Source organism: Streptomyces sp. NPDC126497, assembly GCF_040302425.1.
Taxonomy (GTDB): Bacteria; Actinomycetota; Actinomycetes; order Streptomycetales; family Streptomycetaceae; genus Streptomyces.
In genome coordinates this window covers 1-9,811 of the sequence record NZ_JBEORT010000155.1, presented here as the reverse complement: position 1 = coordinate 9,811, position 9,811 = coordinate 1, and the positions used below count along the sequence as shown (strand labels likewise).

Annotated in this window: 8 protein-coding genes; 2 read left to right on the top strand and 6 right to left on the bottom strand. The window is 67.9% G+C overall.

Features of this window, described 5'->3' with window-relative positions:
* Window positions 1-561: 561 nt before the first annotated feature.
* Entirely contained in the window at window positions 562-855 is a 294-nt protein-coding gene (locus tag ABTY20_RS33895; protein WP_352000985.1) for a hypothetical protein, read from the bottom strand.
* 76 nt (window positions 856-931) lie between these two features.
* The gene (locus tag ABTY20_RS33890) at window positions 932-1,114 is read right to left on the bottom strand and encodes a hypothetical protein (RefSeq protein ID WP_352000984.1); all 183 of its coding nucleotides are present in this window, start codon (window positions 1,112-1,114) and stop codon (window positions 932-934) included.
* Window positions 1,115-1,416: 302 nt separating this feature from the next.
* Here ABTY20_RS33890 and ABTY20_RS33885 point away from each other — a divergent pair, with 302 nt between their 5' ends.
* The gene (locus ABTY20_RS33885) at window positions 1,417-3,942 is read left to right on the top strand and encodes a DEAD/DEAH box helicase (protein ID WP_352000983.1); all 2,526 of its coding nucleotides are present in this window, start codon (window positions 1,417-1,419) and stop codon (window positions 3,940-3,942) included.
* Between the two features lie 51 nt (window positions 3,943-3,993).
* Here ABTY20_RS33885 and ABTY20_RS33880 read toward each other — a convergent pair whose 3' ends face one another.
* Window positions 3,994-5,337, bottom strand: a complete 1,344-nt coding sequence (locus ABTY20_RS33880; protein ID WP_352000982.1) for a WD40 repeat domain-containing protein — start codon at window positions 5,335-5,337, stop codon at window positions 3,994-3,996.
* Between the two features lie 425 nt (window positions 5,338-5,762).
* Here ABTY20_RS33880 and ABTY20_RS33875 point away from each other — a divergent pair, with 425 nt between their 5' ends.
* The gene (locus tag ABTY20_RS33875) at window positions 5,763-5,969 is read left to right on the top strand and encodes a hypothetical protein (RefSeq protein ID WP_352000981.1); all 207 of its coding nucleotides are present in this window, start codon (window positions 5,763-5,765) and stop codon (window positions 5,967-5,969) included.
* Window positions 5,970-6,021: 52 nt separating this feature from the next.
* Here ABTY20_RS33875 and ABTY20_RS33870 read toward each other — a convergent pair whose 3' ends face one another.
* From ABTY20_RS33870 to ABTY20_RS33860, 3 genes are all read right to left on the bottom strand, one after another.
* Window positions 6,022-7,419 carry a replication-relaxation family protein gene (locus ABTY20_RS33870; RefSeq protein WP_352000980.1) on the bottom strand — a complete coding sequence of 466 codons (1,398 nt, stop codon included), beginning with the start codon at window positions 7,417-7,419 and terminating at the stop codon, window positions 6,022-6,024.
* Between the two features lie 139 nt (window positions 7,420-7,558).
* Window positions 7,559-8,398, bottom strand: coding sequence for an IS5 family transposase (locus ABTY20_RS33865; RefSeq protein WP_502991952.1), 840 nt, complete (start codon window positions 8,396-8,398; stop codon window positions 7,559-7,561).
* Window positions 8,399-9,218: 820 nt separating this feature from the next.
* A complete protein-coding gene (locus tag ABTY20_RS33860; protein ID WP_352000979.1) occupies window positions 9,219-9,641 on the bottom strand; it encodes a hypothetical protein in 423 nt (140 codons plus the stop codon).
* Between the last annotated feature and the right edge of the window lie 170 nt (window positions 9,642-9,811).

Below are 9,811 nucleotides of genomic sequence, written 5' to 3'. Positions count from 1 at the left end.
CCGCTCCCCGAGCGCGGCGCGCCGGGCGGCGTCGCCCCGCGCGTCCTGCTCGTCGAAGTGCCGCCGCAGCGGGCTGGGGGCCAGGTGGTACTCGAGCTTCCGCTGCGCTTCAGCCACCTAAGGGCGCTGCGCGCCCTGAAGGCCGGCCCCGCTGCGCGGGACGGCCAACGGGCCTTCGGCCCGGGCAGCAAGAAGGAAAGGGGGGTGCTCGAGGGGGTGTTGCTGGTTGATGCCCAGAGTCGTGCCGGGGCTCGGCTCGCTCAGCTGCCGCGTGGTTCTGCTTGCCTCCTGGCCCGGCTCGCCCCCCGCTGGGCCACCACGTTAACCACGGCCACAAGGACAGCGAAGACAAGCGCGTCGGACCACGTCCTGCCCGTAATGGCGCGCCACACCACTGCGGCCGCCCCGTAGGCGAAAAGCCACACGGCCACAGCAACCGTCCAGCGCACTCATCGCCGAGACCACCACTGGGCCAGCCGCTCCCGTACTTGCATGCCAACCGGCTACTCCAGAACAGCCAACGCGCGCCGTACTGGGGCCCGACCGGAGGGTGGTGGTGGGTCAGGCGTGCGCGTGGCGTGGTGCAGTGGCCTTGCGCGGGGCGGCGTGGTGCGCGGGACGGCGCGAGCCTGCGGCCTGGAGACGCTGCAGCCACAGGGAGGCTGTGAGCAGGAGGGTGCTGAAGACGGCCAGGAGGAGGGCGGACACCCACATCTGTCGGCTGCCGGGCAGCTGCCAGGCGGTCCAGGCGGTCAGCACTGCCCACAGCAGGACGCCTCCCGTGTAGAAGGTGCGGACCCGGCGCAGCTGCCGCACGGCCCGCAAGGACATGACGCGATCAGTTGTGGATGCCATGCCGGCCCGTGTACCCCGGTGCATGCTGTTCAACGGAGTGGATTGGTCGGGTTCGTCCTCCGGCCGCCGTTCCTCCTTACTGCTGGGTGCGTCCTTCGAAGTCGCGTCGTACTGCCGCGCCTTGGTCCTCGACCAGCCCTGCATCGTCGGGGAGGTCCAGGACGGCGCCGCAGTGGTTGCACAGTTTGCCGTCCTCGGCCGGCGTGCCGCATGCCTTGCAGAACCGGTTGTCCTCGTCGTTTCCAATGGTCTGTGTCATGACTCTCCCCTAGAGGGTGGACAGTGATAGGCGGGGAGTACCCCTAACGTCTGCGCTGATTCCCTGCACATCTGCTTCATTCTGCACTTTCGATAAGCTCTGGAGTTGAATAGCTCCGTCGTTGTGAGTTCTGTGTGGGTTCGGTGGCCCGCTTAAGGGTGGTCATCTGTGTCCAGCAGCGGGGCGTGGATCCGGCGTCACGGTGTAGGCGCTGTGGGTCAGAGTTTCTTCTGGCATGCGCTGTTGATTGTGTCGTGGTGTAGGTGTGCTGTCGTCAGTGTGCGGGAGAAGGGTGAACTGAAATGGCGGTGAGGGAACTCCGTCCTCATCAGCGGGAAGCCGTGGATGCGGTACTCCGGGTGCTTGAATTTTCTGCAAGATCTACTGTGCCGGAGCGGGGGCTGCGTACTCAGGTGGTCATGGCGACCGGATCGGGCAAGACCCTGGTCGCCGTACGGAGCGCCGAGGAACTTCGTGCGGGTCGTGTGCTGGTCCTGGTGCCCTCCCTGGATCTGCTCGCCCAGACCGAGGCTGCGTGGCGGGAGGGAGGCCGGACGGGCCCGATGATCGGGGTTTCGTCCCTGCGGGGTGAGGAGGCGTCCTTCCCGAACACCACGGACGTGGGTGAGCTGGTCGACTGGGTACGGCCGCTCGACAAGGTCACCGTGTTCGCCACGTACGCCTCGCTCGGGCTCGGCACGCTCGAGCGCGCGCACGCCGTCGGCCTTCCGGGGTGGGACCTGATCGTCGTCGACGAGGCCCACAGATGTTCCGGCCGCATCGGAAAACCATGGGCGGTCGTCCACGACAACACCCGCATCCCCGCCCTGCGCCGCCTCTACATGACCGCCACACCGCGGCTGTGGCAACTGAACGACGACTCCGAGGCTGCGCCAGGCGCGCCGGGTGAGTTGGTTGCCTCGATGGAGGACGACCCGGACGGGCCGTTCGGGTCACGCTGCTACACGCTGACGCTGTCCGAGGCGATCGACCGGGGGATCTGCGCGCCGTACCAGGTGGTGTGCCTGGACATCACCGACACCCAGCTCCAAGCCACGCAGCTCCTCGGCGCAGAAGCCCGGTCCGAGCAGGTGCGCGGGGCGCGGCTCGCCGCGCTGCAGACCGCGCTGGTGAAAGCCTCGGCCGAGGAAGGCTTCCGCAGGACGCTCGTCTTCCACCACGTCGTCAAGGAAGCCGAAGCGTTCGCGGCCGGCCTCCCCCACGTCGCCTCGCAGCTGCATGCCGCCGAGCCCGGGCTGTACCCGAAGGCGATCTGGGCGGACTGGTTGTGCGGGGAGCACAAGCCGGGCCACCGGCGACGGGTCCTCACCGAGTTCGCCGACGGCATCGCCATGGACGGCACGGTCGTGGAAAAGAGCTTCCTCGGCTCGGTGAAAGTGCTGGGCGAAGGTGTCGACACCCGAGAATGTGACTCTGTGTACTTCGCGGACGTACGCGGCTCCATGCCCGACCTGATCCAGGCCGTCGGCCGCGCCCTGCGCATGCAGCCCGGCGAGGGCAAGACCGCGTCCCTCGTGGTGCCGGTCCTGCTCGGGCCGGGCGAGACAGCCGACAACATGCTCACCAGCCGGGCATTCGGCGGGCTCGCAAAGCTGCTCGAGGCACTCCGCGCGCACGACGCCCGCGTCGTCGAGCAGCTCGCCGAGCAGCAGACGCGCAGCAGCGTGAGGGGCGTGCAGAGCCGCAGCGGCGGACCTGAGGGCGAGGAAGCCGGGAGCGACCGAAGCGACCGTGGTCTGTCGGTGCCGGCCCGGGAACTGCTGAAGTTCTCCACCCCGCGCGACCCTGCGCAGTTGGCCGCGTTCATCAACCTCCGCGTGATCAACCCCGAACACGCCCACTGGCGGCGCGGCATCGAAGCCGCCGTCATCTATCACCGGCTCCACGGCGACCTGAAGGTCCCCTTCACCTACCGCGTCCCCGCCCACGACGACCAGGAGGCGGAGACCGAGGGATGGCCGGCTTCCCTTGCCGCGTTTCCACTTGGGCAGTGGATCGCCGACGCACGCCGCTTCTACACCCGCGGGGACATGGACACCGACCGCGCCGAGCAGTTGGAGAAGCTCGGCATGATCTGGTCGCACTACGACGTCGCCTGGGAAGAGGGTCTGGCCGCCGCCCGCGGGTGGGCCAAGGAGAACGGGCACCTGCTGGCACCGACCGACGCCACCTACCAGGGCTACCGGGTGGGCATCTGGCTGAAGAACCAGCGGGCCGCCGCCCGAAAGGCTCAGGAGATCGAGCAGCGGCGCGCCGAGGGGCTGCCGGTGGAGTCGTCGGCCGGGGCGCTGTCGGACGAGCGGCGCGAGCAGCTGGAGGAGATCGACGCCTCCTGGTGCCCGAGCTGGCCGGTCACCTGGCAGCGCTGCTTCCACCTGGTAAGGATGCACCTGGACGCCGGTGAGGCGCTGCCCACCGAGGCGGGCGACATCGTGCGCCAGGGCGAGGATCTCGGGCGGTGGGTGCAGTCGGTGCGGCTCGGGTGGGACCAGCTCACGACCGTGCAGCAGTGGATGTGCGAGCAGGTCCTCGGCATCGAGCCCGCCAGTGAGGACGAGAAGCCTAAGCCGCGCCGTACGCAGGCCGACAAGTGGGCGCTGAACTACGAGGCCGCCAAGCAGTTCTACGAGCGCGAGGGACACCTCCAGGTCCCCAGGAAGTGGGTTGAGCAGATCGTCGGCCAGGACCAGGAGGAACGGGAGCACAAGTTGGGCGCCTGGATCGGGAACCAGCGCTCCCGGGCCGCGACACTGACACCGGAGCGAATGGAGCTGCTGTCCGCGATCGGCATGCGCTGGACAACATAGAGGGCGCGCAGGTGGACAGCTTGTCTCGGGTGAAGCTGACTGCTGAACGTGTCAGGTCGCCGACGGCTCGTTCGATATGGCTGTAGGCAGGGTTCGTATCTGTAGCAGGCCATCCATGCCGCCCGTTGCGAAGAGTCTGCTATCCGGTGAGAAAGCTGATGCTGTCACGTGGCCGCTATGGCCGATCTGCGGACTGGGAAGCTCAGTCCAAGTGGCTGTTTCCCAGATGCTGAAGTGGAAGTCCGGCTCCTCCGGGGCGCCTGAGACCCGGTCACCGCTGATGGCTACAAGGATGCGTCCGTCCGGGGAGAATGCCATCTCTGTGACCATGTCACCCGGGCACTCGAGTGGCTCGTGGATCATCTGGCGTGTGCGTACGTCCCAGAGCTGGACGTCTTCGCTGCCGGTGGCCAGGACGTCGCTGCTCGGTGCGAGAGCCAGAGCGGTGACCTCCGATGCATGGCCGCGCAAGGGGGCATCGAACCTCGTCTGTTCTTGCGCCTTCCAGAGATGGGCAACGCCTTCGGCATGGCCGGTGATCAGCAGGCCGTCGGTGGTGAGGACTGGGGCGCTGGTGAGGCTGCTGGCGAAGTGCTTCTCCGCTTTTCGTGGTTGGCGGGGGTCGGTGATGTCCCACCGGCGGATCGTGCGCCCCTGGACATAGATGGACTGGCCATCGGGGGCGAAGAGGAGGCTGTCGACGAAGCCAGCGCTGGTGAAGGGCTCTGCGATGAGAGTCCGGCTTTCCACATCCCACAGCCGGGCGGTTGCGTCCTCGCTTCCCGTTGCCAGGAGGCGGCCATCGGGAGAGAAGGCCACACTCGTCACACGGCCGGTGTGTCCGAAGAGTGCTGATCCCGCCCTGCGCTGTTCGACGGTGTCCCACAGCTGCACGGTCTTGGCACCGTGTCCGGTGGCTAGGAGATGGCCGTCCGGGGAGAATGCCACCGCCCACACCCCACCAAGGTCGTCGGCGGTCGGCGGCAGCTGCACATGCTGGCCCCGCCGTAGCGCGGCCAGCACGACCTGTTCGGACAGGGCGGCATGATGCTCTGTCGGCAGGAGGGCCGGGGCGCTGCTCTTCTGTGCGTGGCGCAGCAAAGACAGCCGCTGCCAGCGATCCCGCCACTGGGGTAGGTCCGGATGCTGTAGTGAGGCGATCTTGTTGGTGTCGTAGGCCAGTAGGACGCGGACCAGGGTGAGGTAGTAGTCGCGGCTGGGCAGGCTGTGGCCCCGTAGGGTTGCACTGATCCCAGAGGCGGACAGGTGCTGGCCATGCGGTGCCCGGGCGGCGATCTGTGCGAGCGTCGGGTCACCGTGCAGCGCCCTGAGCGTGCGTAGTTCTGCAGCAGCGAGCCTCAGTTCCCGTCCGAAGTCGCCTTTGGCTGTGCGCACATCGCCCCCCATGTCCGTGTACGGCGGCGGCCCCGGCCGTCTGCCCAGGTTAGAGAGCAGTCTGTGCAGATCACCGGAAAATGCTGAAGTTTGCTGAGTTCAGCTGGAGGACGGTGCAGGTCCACGCTGGTGCGGCTGTGTGTGCGTCTTTTCGCGCTGTGCAGGAGAACGGCTGGGGCCGGGCTCGACTAGGTGCCCAGGAGGTAACAGTGATGACAACCCACCAGACGACCGGGGGAACACCCGCGCCAATCGCCGCTACGCTGAACACGCCCACCCTGGGCCGGGCCGAAGCCCCACAGGGACGCTCTCAGGCAGAGAGCCGCAGCAGGACCGCCGACCGCGAGGCGCGCACCACCCCCACGCGGACGACACCACAGCAGGTGTCCGCTGTCCTCGACTCCTCTGCTCAAGGGAGCAGCATCATGACCCGGGACAACGTTCCCGCGCCCGTACAGCCGCCCGTCCCACAGCAGCCCGCTATCGGTGCCGGCCTGACCGCCGCGATAGCTCAGGGCGCCGCCCAGGGGGCCGCCCGGTCCATCACGGCCCGACTGGTGGACAAGTTCCTCACCAACCCGCCCGACTGGCTCAGAGCCCTGTGGCACGCGCTACCACGGCCCTGGGAGTAGCTGCCACGGCCGGGCAGGACGGTCCTGCCCGGCCGTGATCTCCGTCCGGACGTCAGCCGCGGAAGCGGGAGAGCCAGGTGCCGCCGGCCTTCTGCTCGGGCACGGCCTGGTCGTGCTCCTGGTGCTCGGGCCCGGCCTGTGTAGCTTGGTGTTCGGCGGTGATGGCGCGCTGCTTGCAGTCGTCGCACAGGTGCGGGTGGGTCTCGCGTGGGGCGCCCCACCCGGCGGGCTCGATGGCTTTCCACCGTGCGTCGGTGAACCGGGTGCCGCATCCGGCGCACACCGGACGGCTGGCCTCCTTCTCAGCCCGGTGCTGTGCGGCGATGCGGCGCAGCTCCTCCTGGTGCTCCCGTTGGCGGGCGGCGTACTGGGCCTGCTGGCGGGCGTCGTGGGCTTCGCGGCGCGGATTGCCGATCGCCTCGAGGAGGGTCTGGTTGTGCGGTCGGCCGAAGCGCTGGAAGACTGCTCCGGCCGGGCCGTGCTCCTTCAGCTGCTTCATGCAGGTGACCACGATGGGCAGCTTGCCGTCGTACATGTGGAAGCCCTCGTCGTACGAGGTGCCCTTCCAGTGCCGCTCGGTCAGCTCGGCCAGTTGCGCGATGACGGTGTTGGGGTTGCGCGGGCCGATCCGGTTGAAGACGAGCAGCAGCGGCGGGTGCGGCCGGTCGCCGTGGCGGCCGTCGGGCACCCACCAGCGGGTGCGCCACATCGGTCGCTCCTTGCCGTCGACGTCCTTCACCTTCCGCTGGCAGAACCGCATGTACTTGTCGATCTTCGCGGCGAGGACCTGAGCGGGCTCGAAGCAGTTGTCGATCTCCACGAACAGCAGCGGCACCCCGTCCTCGGACGCGGTGATGACGATGTCCGCCTGGGCGCCGCCCCTACCCGGGTTGGACCAGGTGCCCGTCGCGGGCAGCGCCACCTCGGTCGCGTAGGAGGCGATGGTACCCAACCCAGCGGGCGCGTCCACGGCGGCCTGCGCGGCGGCGAGGACGTCGGCCGGCTCGCTGGCGAGCTGGGACAGGTCCGGCTTCGGGCGCAGCAGGGCGAGCACGGCCTCGTTAACCGTCATCGGGTGCGAGGCGCCCGTGCGCCCGGCGCCGCGGGCCGGGCCGCCCATCTCCCCCACGGGCCACTCCAGTTCGCGAGCGGCGGCCCTTAATCCCATCGGCGTCAGGTTGCGCAGCCTGTCCCCGCCCGGGATCTGCCCGCCGTTCTCCGCCAAGCCGTGCTTGCGCAGATCGGACAACGCACCCGTGTGCGAGGCGGTGCGGGCCTGCTTCCGCTTCGACGGAGTCGGCTTGTCGGTGTGCCGGTAACTCAGGTGCGGGGCTGAGATCTGCTGGATCTGCTCGACCGTCGCGACCTTCAGCACCCCCAGCACACGCAGCACGTCACCGCGCAGGTTGTTCGACGCCCCCGCCGGATTCTCCTCACGCTTCCCCGCCATCAGCCCCGCTCCCTCCCCGTCGCCTGTCGCACGCGGCCACGTGCCGAGCGCCAGCCGCGCCCGGCCGTCAAGGGCACCTGGCCCTCGAACCCGATGATCTCCTCCTCTACGGACATCACTTCAGACCGCATTCGAGATCTCACTGGTTGACGCGTGAGAGGGGTCGGGGGCCTCGTCGGGTTGTTGGTCGGCCGCGGGTGAGTCGGCGGACCATGATGCCGATCATCGCCCAGCGGATCATGGTCTCGGAGTGGGCGGGCTGCTGCTCGTAGTCCCGGGCGAGACGGCGGTGTGCGGTGATCCACGACAGCGTCCGCTCGATCGCCCAGCGCTTGGGCTGGACCTGGAAGCCCCGCTGGCCGGGGTCCTTGCGGACGATCTCCAGCTCGCGGCCGAGGATCTGCGCCGTCCAGTCGACCAGGCGTCCGGCGAAGCCCTGGTCCGCCCAGATCTTCTTCACACCCGGGTGGTCCAGGCGGGTCCACAGCAGCGGACGCCGTGCGCCGTCACGGTCCTGGATGCTCGCGGCGACGACGTGGACGGCCAGAAGCAGGCCGAGGGTGTCGGTGACGATGAACCGCTTGCGGCCCTTGACCTTCTTGCCCGCGTCAAAGCCTCTGGTCCCGGCGGGAACGGTGTCGGCCGTGCGCACGGACTGCGAGTCGATCAGACCGGCACTCGGCTCGGCCTCGCGAACCTGGTCACGCAGGGCATCGTGGATGCGCTCGGCAGTGCCATCATCATGCCACCAGGTGAAGTACCAGTACACCGTCGGCCAGGGCGGGAAGTCCTTCGGTAACTGCCTCCAGGAGCAACCGGTCCGCACCACGTAGGAGATCGCGTCTACAATCCGCCGCCGGGGATGCTTCTCTCGCCGCCCGCCCTTCGGCCCTACCCGCGCCGCTAGCAGCAACGGCTCCACCAGAACCCACTGCTCGTCCGTCAGATCCGACGGATACCCACCCCCAGAACCACTCACACAGAGCTCAACGACCGCCCGAGCCCACGGCAACGGCAGATCTCAAACGCGGTCTGAGACACCCGCTTTGCCGGGCAGGGAGCGGAATCCCTATCGACACATATCGGCACACGCTCCGAGGCGTACGCCCCAACGTTGATCGGCTACACCACGAAGCGGGACGCCATCGCGCAGAAATGCGGACGAGCCGACAGCATGTGCCGTCGGCTCGTCGCTGCGAGCCCGGACCCAACCAGGGGCCGCACGGTGTCCCTGATCAACCTGGTTGGAGCCATGTGATGCAGGGGCGTAGCCGGATGCTCCCAGCATTAAGAACTCAACAGCGGTAGTACGAGCCACCGTCATCGAGGTAGTAGTCGCTCACCCATCCGTCTGCTTCGGGGTGTCCCGATTTGTGTACCCACGTCCAGGTGCTGACGCCGAAGATGTCATCCCCTGTGGTGTAGCAGTGGTATTCTAGTGCCTCTACGCCTGAGTAGGTGTTGATCGTGCATCGTGTGTGCGGCCCGGACCGCATACGGACGGTCTCAGTGGCGTAGCCCCGCCCTGTAGTGTCGCGGTCGCTGTGAGCGTGGGAACAACTCGACGCTGACGCGGTCTCCGGATGGGCCAAGTCGATGGACGCCAGGCACGCAACAAGCATAGCGACGGCCACGAGGCGTGCTGTGATTCGGTCGAGGCCACTCAATGAGGACATGGTTCTCTCTGTTCGAAGTGATGGACCAGGGCCGTGCGGCAGTTGTCCGCCGGCTGAGAATGCCGACAAGGCCGGTACGGGCCGCCCGGGAAACCAGGAGCGGCGTTCTCTCTGGCCGACGGCTCAGCAGGGGCCGGGCAACCCCGCGTACTCGTCGCCGTTGAGATAGATGTTGCTCACGTAGCCGTAACCGCCGGCCCGGAGGTTCAGCCGCGCCCACCTTCCGTTGGTGTAACCCTCGGCGGTGATCGTCTGACCCCAGACCCAGCAGTTCGCGGAATAGCTGCCACCGGCGACCACGTGGCTGACGATCGAGCATGACGTGTACGGGCACGAACGGACGTTGGCCCTCGCCCAGGCGGTCACCGTGTACGCCGCCTGCACGTCCTGCGGCGAAGTCGAGGCGGAAACAGGGAGCGTTGCCGAGGCGGTACGTGCCGGAGCTGCTCCGGGTGCGGCCTGTGCCGCTGCGGTCCCGCCCACAATGAGCAGGCTGGACGCCCCAGCGACTGCCGCCGCTTTGATGATCCTTCCGATTTTGCCCATTTTTCTCCTTGTCTGGGTCAGAGAGTGTTGATGGTGCATGGTTCTTGACCTTCCAGAAGCACGCTTGGCTATTGGCTAGTACTCCAGCTGTAGATCGCGATCTTCATGACTGGGCGGCTTGTCGCTGATAGTGGCTGGCCTGGGATCGGGCCTGGTGGCGGCGTCGCCAG